The following is a 17,639-nucleotide window of genomic DNA, read 5'->3' as shown; positions in this document are numbered from 1 at the left end:
CCTATCATGATGTTTTTATTATTTTAATATGAACTGCATGCCTTCTTTAAAATTCTTGCTAAACAAAAGGAACAAAATCAAAATCGGCAGCGTGAGAAGCACTGAGGCGGCGTACATCGGCCCCGGATATCCGCCGTATGGTCCAAACATTTGCGCCAACAACACGTTTAACGTCAACATCTTTTCGTTATTCACAACAAGCATATCCCAAAGCAGTTCCACCCATCGTTCCATAAAAAGGAACAAGAAAATGATCGTCGTAATCGAGCGCGACATCGGCCAGACAATGCGGCGAATGATGGTGAAATGGCCCGCTCCATCCATCTTTGCCGCTTCGATCAATTCATCGGGAATGCTGCGGAAAAAGTTCGTGTACATAAAGATGGCCCACAAGTTGACGGCCTTCGGCAAGATCATCGCCCAATACGTGTTGTACCAGCCGAAATACCGGACGATCAGAAACAGTGGAATCAACAAAATGATCGACGGATAAAACATTTGAAACAAAATCGCGTTGTTGACCCATTGTCTCCCTTTAAATTTCACTTTCGACAACGCATATCCAACCATCACGGCCGTCACAAGCATGAGCAGCGTTGACGCCGACGTGACGAGCAAACTGTTGAAAAATGCCCGAAGCCACGGACGCGGCACGACATCTTCGCCGCCTTGAAACAGCCATTCATACGAGCGAAGCGTCAATGACGACGGAATCAACTTTCGATCGACTTCATCCCATGGAGCAAGCGAGCCTAACACCATATACAAATACGGGAAAACCATGACGAACAAAACCGCAACCGCCAAAACATAAAGCAATCCGACCTTCCACGTTTTACTCCCAGCCATGTTTGCCACCCCATTTTTCCAACACCTTGCGAAAGACGAAAATCGACGCAAAGGTGACGATCGAATTGATGATCGCGACCGCCGTTCCGTAACCCGCGTTCAATTTTTCAAACGCTTGGTTGTAAATCTCCAGCTGCCACGTATGGGTCGCATACTCTGGCCCACCGCCCGTCAACACATACGGTTCGGTGAAAATGCCAAACATCAAACCGACCGCCAAAATCGTCACGGTATAAAACGAAGGGTACAGCATCGGAATCGTCACGTGCCAAACCCGCTTCCAGCCGATCGCTCCGTCCATTTCCGCCGCTTCATACACTTCTTTCGGGATGCTTTCCAAGCCGGACAAAAACAGCAGCGCATAATAGCCGACAAACTTCCACGCCATCATGAGCGCAATGACGAGCGGGGCTAAGATGGGCGAGCCGAGCCAGTCAATATCCCAGCCCAACGCGTCCCGCAAAAATTGATTCAACGGGCTGTTGTAGGAAATGACGCCTTTGACGACAATCGACGACGCCACCCCCGACGCCAAATACGGCAGAAAATATCCGACGGCAAACAATCCTTTCCACCGAGGCAGATGGTGAAGAATCAGCGCCAAAAACAGCGAGCCGGCGATGACGATCGGCACAAACATCAACATAAACTTGTACGTCACCCAAAACGCCGCCCGCACGCTCGGACTCGAGAAGGCGTCAAGGAAGTTTTGCATTCCCACCGTCTCATATTCGGGAGAAATTAAATTCCAGTTCGTAAAAGCGAGATATAACGCCCAAAACAGGGGGATCAAAAAGAAAATAGCGGAATAGATAAGGTATGGGCTGGCGAGCAGCCAACCCACTTTTGCCGCATGTTTATTCATGTTATTTTAACACCCCATTGATCGCCTTTTCCATGTCCTCCCACGCTTTTTCTGGGGTTTTCTCGCCTTTGACGACCGGATTCAACGCCTCTTTGCCGATCAGCTCTTGAAGCTCAACCATTTTGGCGTTATCCATAGGCGGTATGGCATTCGGAACGTTTTCCGCATACAGTTTCAGCTGCGGATTTTGTTCAAAATAGGAGACAAACGCCTCGTTCGTCGACAAGTCGTCCCGCGCCGGCGGCAAGTTCGTTTCTTTCAGCCATTCCAAATCGTTTTGCGGATCGGAATACACCCATTTGACGAAATCGAACGCGGCTTGTTGCTGTTCTTTCGTCGCCGAAGCGTAAATGACCAGCCCTTTTGTATCGGCGAACGTTTTCGCCTGCGACGGGTCCATGCCATCAGGCACAGGCGGCATCGACAACACGTATTTCTCGTTAAACTTCATTTCCGGAAACTTCTCAGCCCAATACGGGAACGTCCACGGCCCTAAATCGGACATCAAGGATGTACCGCTTTCAAACGGATCTTTCGTCTCTTTCGTCAACACGAGCTGATTTTTGCTTAAATCAGCGAAGAACTGGAGCGTCTTCACACCCGCGTCACGATCCGCACTCAACTTGTTTCCATCGATGAAATGCGTCCCATTCGACGCCGCATTGTAAATCATGAAGAAGTCAAACCATCTCGCCCACCACGTCGGTTTGACCAAGTCGGCTCTCGCCCATAGAAACTTGTTCGGATATTTTTCTTTCAACTTTTTGCCGACTTCCATGACTTCGCTGTACGTCTTCGGCGGAGCGTTATACCCCAACTCTTTCAGAATATCGATTCGCCAACCGAACAGCATGGCGTTGGAGTAAATCGGCAGCACATATTGATGCCCATCGGCGAACTTCCATGTTGAAATCGTGCTTTTCATTTGCCGTTTGCCGATTACATCATCAAACCCTTCAAATTGATCCAGCGGCACAATCGCCCGGCTGTCCGCCAGCTGTGCGGCAAACCCGCGGGAGATGTTTTCGGAAATAACCGGCGCATTTCCCGCCGCAATCGCCGACTGAATGCCCGCCTCCGAAGAAGGGCTTTCCGGCATCGGCGATACTTTGATTTTCACGTTTTGATGCTCTTCCATATAGCGATCCGCCATCTTCTTCCAGAATGCCTGCTGCGTCGGATTCGGCGCCGCCCAAAACTCAATTTGCACGGTTGATCCTTCCTTCTTCTGCCCCTGTTCATTCCCGGTCTGTCCTTGACAGCCTGTTCCCGCCACCGCAGCGGCAAGCAACAACGAAGCCAGTTTGAACCACTTGCGCTTTTTCATCGTCCATTCCCCCCTTGTATTAATGAGTAGGTGATTAAAACGCTTACATAAACAACCGCTTCAGACAACCCCTCTTCTTCCCGTGACAAATCATGGAGACGAACAATCTTGTTAGCTAAAAAACAAATTTATGTAACGGTATTTTATAACATTACAATGACATTATTTCATGATTCAACGAAATAGTCAACTTCTTTTTGCGGAAAAGACAAGAAAAAACCGTGAGTTTAGACGCAATCCATCAACTTGACAAATAACAATTGTAACGTTACAATATCATTCCGTATATATTTGTTCCGAGGTATTGAATGTCTTTCGTTTTCACAAGGGATATACTTGAACTAGAGAAAGCAAGCAAACGCTGCGAAAGCGGAGCCAACCTCAAGATTTCGATGTATACTTGAATGATGGAAAGCGAAAAATCGCAACGGCCGTCCTTGTCGACGCCTCAAATCACCGAAAGGCAAAAATAGCGAACAAGTGGAGGTAAAGAATGAAAAAACGCGTCACCATGCAAGACATCGCCGATCGACTGAACATTTCCAAAAACTCGGTCTCTCAAGCGCTGCGCGGCAAAGAAGGGGTCAGCGAAGAAACGAGGGAGCTTGTGAAGCGTGTAGCCAAAGAAATGGGGTATGAATATCCCGCCTCCCGCGCGAAGTCGCGCGGCAAACCGCCGAGGCAAATCGCCCTCATCGCCTCCGACCGCACGTTTTCGCTGAAATTTTTTGGCGAAATCTACTTAAGCATTGAACAGGAAGCGCTGTCACACGGCATGAAGCTGCACATCCAATCGGTGAACAAAGAACAAAAAGAACGGCTTCTTTTGCCTTCGTTCATCGAGGAAAAACAAGTCGACGGCGTGATCGTCCTTTCCCACATCAGCACCGAGTACATCCAACAAATCGTCGCCACCGGCATCCCGACCGTCCTGGTCGACCATCACCATCCGAACATTCCAGCCGATGCGGTGCTGACAAACAATCGGTTCGGGGCGTATGTGGCCGTCCAGCATTTGTTGGAGCTCAACCATACTGACATCGCGTTTGTCGGCGACGTCAACTATTCGCCAAGCTATCAAGAGCGGTATGAAGGGTACTTATTGGCGCTGAAAGACTATGGAGTGAAACCGAACGAGGAGTGGATGTTCTGCCAGGCGCAAGAGGACGAAACGGTCATCGCAGGCTACATCCGCGAGCTGAAGCGGCAGCCGACCGCCTGGTTTTGCGTCAATGACGGGCTTGGCTTTTTCGTCAGCACCGGCCTGCAGCAGTACGGGCTAAAAGTGCCCGATGACGTTTCCGTCTGCAGCTTTGACAACGGGCAGCTGTCGCAAATCGCGACGCCGAAAATCACGACCGTCGACATCGACCTGAAGCGCTACGGCAAACGAGCGGTGGAATTGTTGCGATGGCGGTGGGACAACCCGAACGAACCTTTTCAGGAAGTGCTATTGTCTACGAAACTGATCAAACGGGAATCCACAGCAGCAAAACCAACGCGCTAGGGCGGGGCTGGCCTTTTGCCCCGCCTGTTTGATTTCCATTCACTTGAAGCCGCTTTGTTTCATTTCCTCAATCTCCGTCACAGGCAATCCGGTCAGTTCGTGAATCGTCTGCGCATCAAACCCTTTCATCAACATCCGTTTCGCAATGTGCCGTTTTTCTTGTTCCGCTCCCTCTTTGCGCCCTTCCTCCCGTCCTTCCTTTCGGCCTTGAATTTTTCCCTTTTGCTCGTACGAAATGATCAATTCCAGCACGCGTTCTTTTTCTTTCGTCTCCATTTGTTCCACCTCGCTTCGAAGCTGTTGTTCTTCTTCATCGGACAGCTTCACATACGTTTCAAAAAAGCCCATCAACAAACGCTGTCTTGCCTCGTCTAGCTCAAGACGCACCAACATGCGCAAAAATTGCTTTTTCAGTTCCACTCGTTCACTTTCAGTATACCCCATTTTGCTAAGCAGCGCAGCCGCCACCGGGTTGTCGGTGCGGATGAATTGGCGCCAGTTTTGCTTGCGCAACTCCACATGGAAAAAGCGAAAGTCAAGCACATCGCCAAACGGAAAGGAGAGCGTGAACGAAGAGGGTTCATCTCGGATGGCATCATAGCTGAAGACGGCAATCGGAATGATCGGAGTGCGGTATTTTTCAAACAAGCGGCTGAAGTAAAGAAACATTCTTTCTGGAAATGACGATTGAACGTACGCTTGGTTTTCTACGTGAACAATGATCAATCCGTCTTTTCCTTTGAACTTCGTCTCGACGAGCAGGTCAACGCGGTACTTCTCCCCAGCCGTTACGTCCGTAAACAGCTCTTCGGACAAAAACGACAAATGGTTGAAATCAATATGCTCGTGCATATCCGGAAAGAAGAGAAGCACAAATTCCTCAAAAAACGTCTGCAACAACTCCTTGAACAACCGGTCGTGATCGATCGCCATACATTCACCTCACACGAATACGTTTCGTATTCTCTTTTTCGACATCATCAAGCAAAATCCTGCCGATGGCACAAAAATGGCTGTCCCTTTTCGAGAAGAGACAGCCAAGACGCCGACCGCAATGTGAAGCCCCCTCCATTCCTGGATATGAATGTTTCGCCACTTGCACGCAAGGCCTAGAAGTGGGGGATTCCAAGGCTACTACATCCCCGCCTTCCTTCTGCCCTCCACCGCCTTCGCCCGGCGGAAACGGGCGATCACGTCATCCATCCCCCCGCTGCCGAACATCACGCCCGCGACGATGAAGAGAAAACCAGCCAGCTGCATCCATGAAATCGGCTCACCAAGCAACCAGTGCGCCCCAAGCAACGAAAAGAGCGGATTGAGGTTGATGAACACCGCCGACTCAGCGGGACCAAGATGTTGAACAGCCTGGTTATAAAACATATGGCCAAGCGCCGTCGCCACGACAGCCGAAGCAAGGAAAATGAGCCAAAGCGGCAACGTACCCTCTTTCAAACTCGATAGGCCGCTCGGCTCGAGCACGAGGCTTAAGACAAACAGCCAAAGCGACCCGAAGACGAGCATCCACCCAGTCATCACCCGCGCCTCGACCGTCGCCTTTTTGATCATAATGAAGCTGATCCCTTGCGCCAAGACGGCCAAAAAGATGTACACATCCCCGATTGACAAATGGCCGAGGCCGCCATCGCCGTTCGCGACGACAAACACGACGCCAAAAAACCCGAGCGCGATGCCAAGCAAACGAAACAACGTCGGCCGCTGCCCCAAAAACACGATCGCCAACAGCGCCGTCACAAGCGGCACCATTCCTAAAACAAGGCCCGCGTTCACCGCCGTCGTCCTCGCGAGCCCCAAAGCTAAAAAGAAGTGATGGGCCACCACGCTGAACAATGCGGCCAAACCAATCTGTTTCGCCTCATTCCAACTGACTTTTTGAAGCTTGCCGATCCCCCATAAAAACAAAAGCACGACCAACCCGGCCGTTAGAATGCGAAGCGCCGTCAACGCGACGGGCGAAAAATGCTCCACAAGAATTTTCAACGCCGTCACGTTCAAGCCCCAAGCAACCATAATAGCGACCAACAGCGCATAAATAAATGATTTCCGCATCGCTCTCTACCTCTCCTGCATCTCTGTTTTCAGCGGAACGGCAAAGGAAAAACGGAGCCCTAAACGCTCCGCCTTTTCACCCGCCTCCAAATAGGACAAACCACCGTTTCTCACGCTAGTGCATCATTTCCAACAACTTCTGCCATCCATTTTACTACACTCTGATGAATTTTTTGACTAAAAAATGCGGCCGTATGTCTATCCTGTGACACATGCCACGGCGCTTCCGCCCTTTCCCTGCCCATATCCGCCGCCCATCGTGCATATGGTATAACAGAGAGGAGAGGAGACCCCATGTTCCCACGCTACCGCCAAAAGACGATCCGAGCCAGGACTGGGGTGGCGGTTCTCACTGCCGTCGCCGTGTTGGTGGCGATCTTGTCTCTGTTTCTTTCGAACGAACGGAACGAGGCAAAGGAAATCGTTTACACGTTTTACCACTACGAGCAGGCAGGGGATTTTGGCAGCTCTTGGGAGCTGTTTCACCCGCTTATGAAAAAGAAATTCCCAAAAGACGTCTACATCCAGCGCCGCGCCCACGTCTTTATGCAAGACTTCGGCGTCGAGACGTTCGACTACCGCATCGATGAGGTGGAAAAACTGTCGTCATGGTCGATGTCTGATGAGAACAAACCGCTTCACGACGTGTATCGCGTCCGCGTCATTCAGACGTTCCATAGCGCTTTTGGCGTGTTCGAAATCCATCAAGACGTCTTCGTCGCCAAAGAAAAAGGGGAAAAGAACATTTTGTTCCCTTACCGCCCGTAACCCCCAACATCGATGCGGCCCCGATATCGACCGGGCGCCGCTTTCACCGCTCCTTCCATTCCTCGATGATCTCAAGCGTCCGATTAATGCCGACATTGTATATCAACAGCTTAAGCAAGTTTTCCCGCTCCTCTTTCGTAAAAAAGAGATCGCCGTCAATGATCTCAAGCGGGACAGGGGAGAGCTCGGCATACAGCTCATAATCAACCTTCTGTCCTTCCGGTTTTAGGACAAACGTTCTCATTCGCGCCATCCTCCTTTTTCACCTACACGTTTTGACAAGAAACACCCGTTAGGCAACGCTCCCTATCAAGTATAGACTAACGCACAGCGCGTTCATACGGCATTGGCGGCCGCATGCCATGCGCATGAGACTCTCTTCCCATTTGAGCAACCTTATTCGAATCTTCTCATACACTAATGTATCATCAATCGGAGCTATTTTCTCCATCCAGCGAAAAAAAGGAGCGAAATGCCATGTACAAACATATCGTCAAACACGGGGAAACGATCGCCTCCATCGCCCGCGACTACCGCACATCTGTTGAGGCGCTCCTTCGCGCCAATGGTTTAACCGCCGCGTCCGTCATCTTTCCCGGGCAGGAGATCGTCATCCCCCACCTTCCGCCGAAAGGATCGATTCCGTACACGATCCACATTTCGATCAGCCGCCGCCAGCTGACGTTAAAACACCGAGGGCGGACGATCCGTACGTATCCCATCGGCGTCGGGAAAATGGTCACCGCCACCCCCGTCGGCGACTTTGTCATCGTCAACCGCCAGCCGAACCCAGGCGGGCCGTTCGGCGCGATGTGGCTCAGCTTATCCAAACTCCATTACGGCATCCACGGCACGAACGACCCGTCCTCGATCGGCAAATACGTATCCAAAGGCTGCATCCGCATGCACAACAAAGACGTGCTCGAGCTCGCCTCCATCGTCCCGAACGGAACGGAAGTGTTTATCCGGCCGTGAGGGCAAAACAGCGCCATTCATCCATCTGTTCCGGGTCGCAACCCGTTTGATTTTTCAGGAAGATGTCATTCACTCCCATCGAACGAACACCGTGTTTCCGCTCACGATGGCAGCTGACAACCGATCGGGCAAGTAGTATAATTGAGATAAAAAGCGAATGGAGTGGAGACGATGCCAGGCGGGATCTCGCATCACGCCAAAGACATTTTGTTCAAGTCGCTGAGCGCATTGTACCAAAACCAAGCCCTCGATGTATACGGACTTCACGGACTCCCGCGGATCAAAGCACTGCTTCCAACCGAATTTCCGTCTGTACGGGCGGATGAACGGCGCGCCGACACTGTGTTTCTTCTCGAAGACGATTCCATTTTGCTTCTGGAGTACGAAAGCAACGACCGATTTCTCGACAACCATTTAAAGTATCTTGATTATGCCTGCCGCATCCTTCACACATACTATCAACAGGAAAAACGAATCCATCCGGTTCGCATTGTGGTTATTTACACAAGCGATGTCACGAGTGCCCGCGAACAGCTTGACGCCGGCGACGTGCTTCTTTCATCCAAAGCGGTGCTGCTTGGCGAATTCAACGGCGATGCCATTTTCCATGCCATTGAAGAAAAAGTCCACAACGGCGAACCGCTCACTCCGGAAGAAACGATGAAACTCATCCTCGTTCCGCTCATGCACACCCGCTTCGACCGGCAAACGATGATCGAAAAAACGATCGAACTGGCGAAAACGATCGACGACGAACCGAAACAGCTGCACATCATCGCCGGCGTCCTGACCGCCACAGATAAATTCATCGACCGGTCATACGCCGAAAAAGTAAAGGAGTGGATCAAAGTGAACAAAGTGTTCCGTCTGTTAGTCGAAGAACTTGAACAAGAAAGAGAAGAAATGTTGAAGAAAGTGATGCAGGAAAAAGAACAGGCGATCAAGCAAACGGAAAAACGGAAGGCCATCGAAATCGCCAAAAATTTGCTTGATGTTCTTCCCATTCACGAGATCGCCAAACGAACCGGGCTGACCGTCGCCGAAGTCGCCGACCTCGCGAAGGAAATGGACAACCATCAGACGCCGTCCTCATAACGTCAAAGAGCCGCCACTGTGCGGCTTTTTTCAGGGACAAGAGCCAACCTTCACTTCTTTTTTCAATAAGGTTAGAGAAAAAAACAGATACCTCTTGTAAATTGACGGTATTTCACCAGAAAAGAAAATGTGTTTGGCAAGGTTTCTCTAATTGAAAGACGGTTGGGACACCAGTCTTTTTCACTAAATCACCAGCCCCGTAAATATTTCAGCCACCATCTAAACCTCTATAAGTACATCCCATCGCAATCCTACCGAAAATTAAGCTATAATGAAATGGGAATGAAACACAGGACAAAACAGGTGATGAATCCACATGAACATCAAAATGTTACTGATTGCCCCTTATCCTGGACTCAGAGAACTTGCCTTATCGATCGCCCAAGAGCAGAAAGATCTTGATGTCATTGTAGTGCAGGCAGACTTGCAAGAAGCTGTGCCGATTGTAAAACAATACGAGAAAGAAGGAATCGATCTTGTGATCAGCCGCGGCGGCACGGCGAAGCTGCTGCGGCAACATACGTCACTGCCCGTCATTGAAATTCAAGTGTCAGGCTATGATATCTTGCGCATATTGACATTAGTGAAAGACTATCACAACAACCATTGGATCATCGGGTTCACGAACATTTGCCAAGGTTTTGTTTCTGTATCCAACCTCTTAGGGATTCATATCCCGTATACGATTATCCATAACCAAAGCGAAGTTGACGAGGCGGTGGAGAAAGCAAAAGCAGCAGGCGCCCAAACGATTATCGGAGATACCGTCACCTGTAAAACAGCGGAGGCGCACGGGTTGCACAGCATCCTCATCACGTCGGGCAAGGAATCGGTCATCGAGGCATTTGAACAGGCAAGGCAGACGTATCAAATGATCCAACACAAGGCCAACGAAGCCGCCCTGTATAAACAACTGTTGCACAAAAGCGGCGCTGCCGTGGCGCTGTACAATGAACAAGGCGTCATCCAGTACGCCAGCCCAACCTTTCAACACCGGTTGGCACCAATAACAACCGACCTCGGCGAATCATCGATTGGCGCCTATTTTCCGTTCCTTGACCGCGAATATCACGCGCTATGCCGGGCAATCGCGCCGGTGGAAATTGAATATGTGTATATAATCAACGATGAGCGCGTGCACCTGCGGCAAGGGCATTTGGATGAAAACTACTATTACTTGCGCGTTTCCGAACCGGACAGCTCCCCCGCCGACCATGGCCTCACCGTCACCGCCATACAGCCGGTGATGAGGTCCTTCTCTCAAATCATCGGAAACAGCGAACCGATTCAAACCATGATCCGCCAAGGTGAACAAGCGGCCATGCATCGTGAACCGCTCGCCTTATACGGGGAACAAGGGACCGGCAAAAAAACGTTGGCAGGAATCATCCACTGCGAACAGAAGCAGCCAAGCGAATTGCTCTTGTTCGTCCGCCTTGTTGCCGACAGCCGCGGACTCATGGATCGTCTCCGTTCCATTTTTGCTTATGCAAACAACGGAACGTGCGTATTGCAAGGGATCGAACAGCTTCCAGCAATGCGCCAGGACGAAATCGCCCAACTGATCCCCGCGGCCTCGGCGCGCATTTTGTTTTTATTTGAAGACAGCCCGGTTCGTTTGTGGCGGCAAAAACGGTTGTCCCCTCATCTTCTCAAGCAGTTGAAGCCGAATCAAATCCGACTGCCATCCTTGAGGGAATGCCTCGATGATCTAGAGGAATATGCCCGAAAGTTCATCGCCCAATACAATGTCAAATACGGAAAACAAATCGTCGGCATTGATGAGGAAGCACTCAAGCAACTGCGCCGCCACCATTGGAAAGGCAACTGGAAAGAGCTTTCGAATGTCATCGAACAAGCCGTTCAATCCGCCCGCCGTGAATATATCGGGATCGATGAATTGCGAGCGGCCGGGTTTCTCAGTAATGAAACGGGCCTCTGCCTTGATTTACAAAAACCATTGGCTGAAATCGAGAAAGAGATCATTTGGAAAGTCCTTAAAGAGGAGGACATGAACCAAACAAAAGCGGCGAAACGACTTGGCATTAATCGAAGCACGTTATGGAGAAAGCTGAAATAATGTTGCAAATCGCAACGTTATTTCAGCTTTTTGTTTTATTTCTAAAAATCATGTTGATAAATTAAACAAAATGAACTACAATCTTTAATGCAAGCGATTTCAATTTAATTAACTATTTCATTTTTAAACAATATGTAAGGGGGAAAGGGAGAAATGAAAATCAAAGCAACGTTAGACCGCATTCCGGGCGGGATGATGATCGTTCCGCTCATCTTAGGGGCCATCATCAATACTTTATTTCCAGGCACAGCCCAAACGTTTGGTTCGTTCACTGGCGCGCTCCTAACCGGCGCGCTGCCGATTCTCGCGGTATTTTACGTCTGCATGGGCGCAACCATTGACTTTAAGGCCACACCGTATATTCTCAAAAAAGGGGGCGCGTTGCTCCTGACAAAAGTCGGCGTCGCTGCGCTGATTGGCATTATCGCCGCCCGCTTCCTCGGGGAAGGGATGATCGACAGCGGGCTGTTTGCTGGTTTGTCTGTACTGGCCATCGTCGCTGCCATGAATGACACAAACGGTGGATTATACATGGCGCTGATGGGGCAGTTTGGAAAAAAAGAAGATGTCGCTGCCTATTCGATTATGAGTTTGGAATCAGGACCGTTCTTGACAATGGTCACCCTTGGGGTGGCAGGACTTTCTGCCTTCCCTTGGCAAACACTCGTCGGAGCGATTTTGCCGCTTGTGGTCGGCATGATCCTCGGCAACTTGGATCGCGACTTGCGTGACTTTCTCGGCCGCGCCGTTCCCGTATTAGTTCCGTTTTTCGCCTTCGCCTTAGGAGCGGGATTGAATTTGCAAAACGTTTGGAAAGCAGGACTCGCCGGAATCTTATTAGGCGTTGCCGTTGTCGTGGTCACCGGTTCCGTCCTATGGCTTGTTGACCGATTGACTGGCGGCAATGGGGTTGCAGGACTGGCCGCCGCCTCGACAGCAGGCAATGCCGCAGGAGTTCCAGCGGCTGTCGCTGCCGCCAACTCCGCCTATGCCCCGGTCGCTCCCGCAGCCACCGCCTTGGTTGCTTCGTGCGTGATCGTGACCGCGATTTTAGTACCGATCGTCACCGCTTGGTGGGCGAAACGGGTTGGGGCAGGTGACCAACCGACTGCTTGATGAACAACGGAGGGAGACAAAATGAACCGATTAGCCATCATTGCCGATGACCTGACAGGCGCCTCCGATTCTGGCGTCCAATTCGCCAGACAAGGATGGACCGCGCACGTCTTGTTTGACTTGATAAAACTAGTCGAGGGACAGGAAGCGGACGTTGTCGTCGTCGACACCGACAGCCGGGCGCTTCCTGCGCCTGAGGCCTATCGAAAAGTGCAAGAAGCGGCACAGGCATTGCAACAGATGGGATATACCCATTTATACAAAAAAATCGATTCCACTCTCAGAGGAAACATCGGGGCGGAAATCGATGCCATTTACGACACCGTCCAGCCCGCGTTTATGATCATCGCACCAGGCTATCCGCAAAACGGGCGGACGATTTACAAGGGGCATCACTTTTTGCATGACACCTTGCTTCATGAGACCGAATTATCACGAGATCCGAAATGCCCGATCGATGAATCCTACATTCCCCGCCTGCTTGCCAAACAGACAAAGCGGCCGATCGGGTTGATCGATTACCAAACCCTTCACCTCGGCTTCGACAAGGTGAGGGAACAACTGGATCGCTATCGAGCTGACGGCATCCGGTATATCGTCTTTGATTCTATCGGCGAAGATGACTTGCAACGCACCGCCCAATATGTACGCCAGCTCAACGAACGGGTCGTCTGGGTCGGTTCGGCAGGGCTGGCTCACTGCCTTCCCGAGGCGTATGGCTGGCAAACGTCACCCCGCACAACAACGATCAAACCGAGCGCGCGCCCTGTCCTGCTTGTTGTTGGGAGTGTCAGCCAAGTATCGCGGACACAGCTTGATCGTGTCCTTTCTTTGCCAAATGTAAAAGGCATCCAAATCGATTCTATACAACTCGTACGCGATCCCGAATCTCGCATCAGGGAAATGGCAAGAGCCCTGTGCCAAGCCGAAGACGGGGTAAAGCAAGGGTTTCATATCGCCCTCTATTCCTCCGCCTCTCCCGACGACATTAAACAAGTGCACGCCATTGGGGAGGCGAGCGGGCGAAGCCCGGTGGAAATGAGCAACTCGATTGCGGAAGGATTGGGAGAAGTCGCGGCAGCGCTGATCCGCGGCGGCCATTTCGGATCGATGGTATTAACCGGCGGGGATACCGCAAAATATGTATGCAGCCGGATCGGAGCGGCCGGTTTTGAACTAATCAATGAAATCGAACCCGGGGTGCCCTTGTCCAAATTGATCCATGACCTAGACATGTACGTCGTCACCAAAGCCGGAGCTTTCGGCTCCGAAATGACCTTAGTTCATGCTCTTCATCAGTTACAAGGAGTCGATGCGAAATGAAACCAGCGATTGGAATCACCATGGGAGATGCAGCAGGAATCGGACCGGAAATCATCGTCAAAGCCCTGCAAAACCCATCCGTTTATGAACAGTGCAACCCGTTGGTGATCGGGGATGCCAAAATCTTGGAGCGGGCCGTGCGCATCACCAATGCTAACGTATCGATCCGCCCGATTTCCAACGTCGCCGAAGCCGTATATGAACACGGATCAATCGACTGTCTCGACTTGGATTTGCTCCCGGCCGATTTGCCGTTCGGGCAAGTGTCGGCCGCAGCGGGAGATGCCGCATTCCAATTTTTAAAACAAGCCATTGAACTGGCCAAAAGCGGTGACATCCACGCCATCTGCACCGCCCCGCTAAACAAGGAAGCACTGCACAAAGGCGGTCACTTGTATCCGGGGCACACGGAAATTTTGGCCGACTTAACTGGCACAGAAGATTATGCAATGATGCTGTCTTCCCCGCAACTGAAGGTCATCCATATCACAACTCACGTCGGGCTCATCCAGGCGATCGAGATGATTAACCCCGAACGTACGTATCGAGTCATCAAGCTCGCCCATGACACCTTAACGCGGGCCGGAAAAATCAACCCGCGCATCGCCGTATGCGGCATCAACCCTCATGCAGGCGAAAACGGCCTGTTCGGAAACGGGGAAGAAGAAGAAAAACTCATCCCCGCCATCCGCCGGGCTCAGGAAGAAGGAATCAATGTCTCGGGGCCATATCCGGCCGACACCCTCTTTTACCGGGCCGTGCGCGGCGATTTTGACATCGTCGTCGCGTGCTACCACGACCAAGGGCATGCCCCGATCAAAGTGCTCGGGCTCGAAGCCGGCGTCAACATCACCGTCGGCCTCAAAGGAGGCATCATCCGCACTTCGGTCGACCATGGCACCGCTTTTGACATTGCTGGAAAAAACCTGGCTGACGAACGAAGCATGCTCGAAGCCATCCGCACCGCTGTTGAGTTGGCGCCGAAACAGTAATGCCCAATAACATAGGCGGCATTCTTCCATCAATGCCGCCTATGTTCTAAAAACCACTCCTCCACTCTGCCATCAACGAACACATCCGGATCAGAAAGACGCCGTTATCATGTGAATGCGATCCTCCCCCTTATAGCGATTCGCTTCGCTAAACTTCCTGCAGATTTTCCATAGAGGACCTCTAAATGGAGACACATCATCACCCCCCTCCTCCGTAACCTTTGAGGCAATCATCATTCCCGTTTCCTCTTCAGCTTCTTTATCTTTTTCAGTTCCTTTTAATCCCATTGAACGAATGGTGAATCTTCGCCGAAAGAATTCTATCCTTTGCCTTCAACACCCCTTCATTGATAATTTATGAATATTCATATGATTTTCCGAACCGTCTCTTCGCCACAATTTTCAGGATTAGTGATGATCACTAACAAGTTTTCTTGCAACTACTCCTTCGCAACTACTCACCCTTCATAACTGTACTTATTCCCTCTTTTCAACATCCCCCTAACCAAATCACAACATGATACAATATTTTTTCACTCCACCTTAATGAAAGGGCACCCAAACGATAAAAGATCTATGATAAATTAAAAACCACAAGAGGGGGCGAGCTTCGATGGACATCAGTTTACGATGCAAAAGAATTCTTGACGAATTGTTGAATAATCCAACATTCACGAGCAAGGAACTGGCTCAAAAGCTCAATATCACCCAAAGGCAATTGGGATACGGGATCGAAAAAATAAACGAATGGTTGTTAAACCACAACCTTCCGCCTATTGAAAGAACAAGAAAAGGCCACTTTTCCATCGACCCGATGATTTTTGCCAAATTGTCGCCCCAAACTTCGCAATCGCTCGCAAAGAAATGGACGTTAACAATCAAACAACGAGTCGATCTCATCCTTTTGATGCTGCTGACGTCCAAAGAAGAGCTGTCACTCAACCACTTCGCCTTTGAATTAAACGTCAGCAAAAACACTGTATTGAACGATTTCCATCATGTCCAAACGGTTTTGGATCCATACGGCTTGACCTTACATTATACGAGAAAAACCGGCTACTCTTTGGATGGCGAGGAGTTTCAAAAGAGAAAGCTGCTCATCCATCTCATCCATAACCTATTGTTAACAGCTGAAGGCGAATGCCACTTAAAAACGATCACAAAAATTCAAGACAACACGATTTTTGAATTTCAAAAACGCATTCAAAAAATTGAAAATCAGTTAGGATTGAAATTCACTGATGAAAAATTGAAGTCACTGCCTTACATTATCATTTTTGTTCTAGAGCGAATCGAACGGGGGCATATGATTGAACAGTTCGCCATTGATTATCAAGAGCTGTCAGATACAAAAGAATACCAGGCCACAGAAGAAATTTTATTTGACCAACAAGGGATTCCGGAGAATGAACGGGTGTTTATCACCTTAAACTTATTGGCTTCCAATATTTTTTCCATCGATGACCCTAATCGCCACTCCATCCCGCATCTAAGAGAAGCGGTCGATCGAATGTTACGAAACTTTGAAAAACAAGCGTGCATTTATTTGAAAGACCATGATGAACTCGTGAACATCTTAATTCAGCACATCAAACCGGCGTATTTTCGGATTAAATACGCGCTGACATCCGACATCGATCTATTTCAGGGAGAAGCAAGCAAACAATTCAATGAGCTGCAGCATCTCGTGAAGCATTCTGTCGCTCCATTGGAACACCTCATGGGGCGAAAGATGCCGGATCACGAAGTGGCATATATTGCGATGATCATCGGCGGCTGGATGTTGAGAAAACAACAAACGTTGGATCACAAATTAAAAGCCGTTGTCGTCTGTTCCCAAGGCGTGTCCGTATCTGGCTTGTTGCTATTCGAACTGAGAGAGTTGTTTCCCGAACTGATTTTTCTAGATGCCCTGTCAGCAAGAGAATTTGAAACATTTCATTTAGACGTCGACATTGTCTTTTCAACCATCGAATTGAAAACGGATAAAAAATTATTTATTACGACTCCCTTTCTGAACGAAGAAGAGAAATTTCGCTTAAGAAAACAAGTGATGATCGAAATCAACGGATTTCTTTCCCATGAGATCAATACGGAACATATTTTGGAAATCATTTCGAAATACGCCTCCATCCATGACCAGGAAGCGTTGGCGCACGAATTGGATCGATATTTGTTCAGAAGCATTGATCCACCGGTGAAAAAATGGGGGAAACGGAATGCGAAAATCACTTTGCAAGAATTGATTCCACCAGACCGGATCACATTAATGGAAACCGTCAGTTCATGGGAAAAAGCGGTGAGAATGTGCGCCAAGCCTTTGCTCAGAGAGGGATATATTACACCGACATTTGTGGACAAAATGCTCGCTTACGCTGCTCGAGACCCTTATATCGTCATCGGCTCCCATGTCGCCATTCCTCACGCATCTCCTGAGGATGGCGTAAACAAAATCGGCATGAGTCTATTGAAAATCCGAAACGGCGTCGATTATCTCGGTCACAACATCCATATCATCGTCGTGATCGCAGCGATCGACAAACAGCAACATCTTCACGCCCTAATGCAATTGTTGAATTTGGCCCAATCGCCAGAACATTGCCAGGCGATTATCGAATCCAATTCGAAAAGGGATATTCTGCACATCATCCATCAATATTCGCAGTAAAAACTAA

Annotated in this window: 15 protein-coding genes; 9 read left to right on the top strand and 6 right to left on the bottom strand. The window is 49.8% G+C overall.

Annotated elements, in window-relative coordinates; genetic code table 11:
* Window positions 1-18: 18 nt before the first annotated feature.
* Genes JCR24_RS06095 through JCR24_RS06085 form a run of 3 tightly spaced genes read right to left on the bottom strand, consistent with a single transcriptional unit; the run spans window position 19 to window position 3,041 of the window.
* Window positions 19-849: a carbohydrate ABC transporter permease gene (locus tag JCR24_RS06095; protein ID WP_238980292.1), complete on the bottom strand. Its 831-nt coding sequence runs from the start codon at window positions 847-849 to the stop codon at window positions 19-21.
* Window positions 836-1,714, bottom strand: a complete 879-nt coding sequence (locus JCR24_RS06090) for a carbohydrate ABC transporter permease (RefSeq protein WP_238980291.1) — start codon at window positions 1,712-1,714, stop codon at window positions 836-838. The genes JCR24_RS06095 and JCR24_RS06090 overlap by 14 nt, the downstream gene beginning before the upstream one ends.
* 1 nt (window position 1,715) lies before the next feature.
* Entirely contained in the window at window positions 1,716-3,041 is a 1,326-nt protein-coding gene (locus JCR24_RS06085) for an extracellular solute-binding protein (RefSeq protein ID WP_014195126.1), read from the bottom strand.
* 493 nt (window positions 3,042-3,534) lie between these two features.
* Here JCR24_RS06085 and JCR24_RS06080 point away from each other — a divergent pair, with 493 nt between their 5' ends.
* Entirely contained in the window at window positions 3,535-4,548 is a 1,014-nt protein-coding gene (locus tag JCR24_RS06080) for a substrate-binding domain-containing protein (protein ID WP_025039389.1), read from the top strand.
* Window positions 4,549-4,587: 39 nt separating this feature from the next.
* Here JCR24_RS06080 and JCR24_RS06075 read toward each other — a convergent pair whose 3' ends face one another.
* Entirely contained in the window at window positions 4,588-5,481 is an 894-nt protein-coding gene (locus tag JCR24_RS06075; RefSeq protein ID WP_013524772.1) for an Rpn family recombination-promoting nuclease/putative transposase, read from the bottom strand.
* Between the two features lie 201 nt (window positions 5,482-5,682).
* Window positions 5,683-6,615, bottom strand: coding sequence for a DMT family transporter (locus tag JCR24_RS06070; RefSeq protein ID WP_238980290.1), 933 nt, complete (start codon window positions 6,613-6,615; stop codon window positions 5,683-5,685).
* Between the two features lie 294 nt (window positions 6,616-6,909).
* Between JCR24_RS06070 and JCR24_RS06065 the strand changes: the two genes are divergently transcribed.
* Entirely contained in the window at window positions 6,910-7,383 is a 474-nt protein-coding gene (locus tag JCR24_RS06065) for a hypothetical protein (RefSeq protein ID WP_238980289.1), read from the top strand.
* Window positions 7,384-7,426: 43 nt separating this feature from the next.
* Here the strand turns inward: JCR24_RS06065 and JCR24_RS06060 are convergent, their stop codons facing one another.
* On the bottom strand, window positions 7,427-7,627 hold the full coding sequence (locus JCR24_RS06060; protein ID WP_011232749.1) for a hypothetical protein: 201 nt from the start codon (window positions 7,625-7,627) through the stop codon (window positions 7,427-7,429).
* 233 nt (window positions 7,628-7,860) lie between these two features.
* Between JCR24_RS06060 and JCR24_RS06055 the strand changes: the two genes are divergently transcribed.
* From JCR24_RS06055 to JCR24_RS06025, 7 genes are all read left to right on the top strand, one after another.
* Complete coding sequence (locus JCR24_RS06055; RefSeq protein WP_238980288.1) at window positions 7,861-8,358, top strand: L,D-transpeptidase family protein; 498 nt, start codon at window positions 7,861-7,863, stop codon at window positions 8,356-8,358.
* A 171-nt stretch (window positions 8,359-8,529) separates the two neighbouring features.
* Entirely contained in the window at window positions 8,530-9,453 is a 924-nt protein-coding gene (locus JCR24_RS06050; RefSeq protein WP_238980287.1) for an RpnC/YadD family protein, read from the top strand.
* Window positions 9,454-9,769: 316 nt separating this feature from the next.
* Complete coding sequence (locus JCR24_RS06045) at window positions 9,770-11,533, top strand: PrpR N-terminal domain-containing protein (RefSeq protein WP_238980286.1); 1,764 nt, start codon at window positions 9,770-9,772, stop codon at window positions 11,531-11,533.
* Window positions 11,534-11,686: 153 nt separating this feature from the next.
* Complete coding sequence (locus JCR24_RS06040; protein ID WP_238980285.1) at window positions 11,687-12,649, top strand: 2-keto-3-deoxygluconate permease; 963 nt, start codon at window positions 11,687-11,689, stop codon at window positions 12,647-12,649.
* Window positions 12,650-12,670: 21 nt separating this feature from the next.
* Window positions 12,671-13,972 carry a four-carbon acid sugar kinase family protein gene (locus JCR24_RS06035; RefSeq protein ID WP_238980284.1) on the top strand — a complete coding sequence of 434 codons (1,302 nt, stop codon included), beginning with the start codon at window positions 12,671-12,673 and terminating at the stop codon, window positions 13,970-13,972.
* A complete protein-coding gene (pdxA, locus tag JCR24_RS06030; protein WP_238980283.1) occupies window positions 13,969-14,964 on the top strand; it encodes a 4-hydroxythreonine-4-phosphate dehydrogenase PdxA in 996 nt (331 codons plus the stop codon). Before JCR24_RS06035 ends, pdxA begins: the two co-directional genes overlap by 4 nt.
* 613 nt (window positions 14,965-15,577) lie before the next feature.
* Window positions 15,578-17,632, top strand: a complete 2,055-nt coding sequence (locus JCR24_RS06025; RefSeq protein WP_255781516.1) for a BglG family transcription antiterminator — start codon at window positions 15,578-15,580, stop codon at window positions 17,630-17,632.
* Window positions 17,633-17,639 lie beyond the last annotated feature (7 nt).

This window comes from Geobacillus sp. YHL (assembly GCF_022341265.1).
GTDB classification, from domain to species: domain Bacteria; phylum Bacillota; class Bacilli; order Bacillales; family Anoxybacillaceae; genus Geobacillus; species Geobacillus thermoleovorans.
This window is presented reverse-complemented; position numbering and strand designations above follow the sequence as displayed.

Coding starts and splice junctions, on each gene's coding strand:
- JCR24_RS06095 (WP_238980292.1), bottom strand. CDS start 849: ATGGCTGGGAGTAAAACGTGGAAGGTCGGATTGCTTTATGTTTTGGCG.
- JCR24_RS06090 (WP_238980291.1), bottom strand. CDS start 1,714: ATGAATAAACATGCGGCAAAAGTGGGTTGGCTGCTCGCCAGCCCATAC.
- JCR24_RS06085 (WP_014195126.1), bottom strand. CDS start 3,041: ATGAAAAAGCGCAAGTGGTTCAAACTGGCTTCGTTGTTGCTTGCCGCT.
- JCR24_RS06080 (WP_025039389.1), top strand. CDS start 3,535: ATGAAAAAACGCGTCACCATGCAAGACATCGCCGATCGACTGAACATT.
- JCR24_RS06075 (WP_013524772.1), bottom strand. CDS start 5,481: ATGGCGATCGATCACGACCGGTTGTTCAAGGAGTTGTTGCAGACGTTT.
- JCR24_RS06070 (WP_238980290.1), bottom strand. CDS start 6,615: ATGCGGAAATCATTTATTTATGCGCTGTTGGTCGCTATTATGGTTGCT.
- JCR24_RS06065 (WP_238980289.1), top strand. CDS start 6,910: ATGTTCCCACGCTACCGCCAAAAGACGATCCGAGCCAGGACTGGGGTG.
- JCR24_RS06060 (WP_011232749.1), bottom strand. CDS start 7,627: ATGAGAACGTTTGTCCTAAAACCGGAAGGACAGAAGGTTGATTATGAG.
- JCR24_RS06055 (WP_238980288.1), top strand. CDS start 7,861: ATGTACAAACATATCGTCAAACACGGGGAAACGATCGCCTCCATCGCC.
- JCR24_RS06050 (WP_238980287.1), top strand. CDS start 8,530: ATGCCAGGCGGGATCTCGCATCACGCCAAAGACATTTTGTTCAAGTCG.
- JCR24_RS06045 (WP_238980286.1), top strand. CDS start 9,770: ATGAACATCAAAATGTTACTGATTGCCCCTTATCCTGGACTCAGAGAA.
- JCR24_RS06040 (WP_238980285.1), top strand. CDS start 11,687: ATGAAAATCAAAGCAACGTTAGACCGCATTCCGGGCGGGATGATGATC.
- JCR24_RS06035 (WP_238980284.1), top strand. CDS start 12,671: ATGAACCGATTAGCCATCATTGCCGATGACCTGACAGGCGCCTCCGAT.
- pdxA (WP_238980283.1), top strand. CDS start 13,969: ATGAAACCAGCGATTGGAATCACCATGGGAGATGCAGCAGGAATCGGA.
- JCR24_RS06025 (WP_255781516.1), top strand. CDS start 15,578: ATGGACATCAGTTTACGATGCAAAAGAATTCTTGACGAATTGTTGAAT.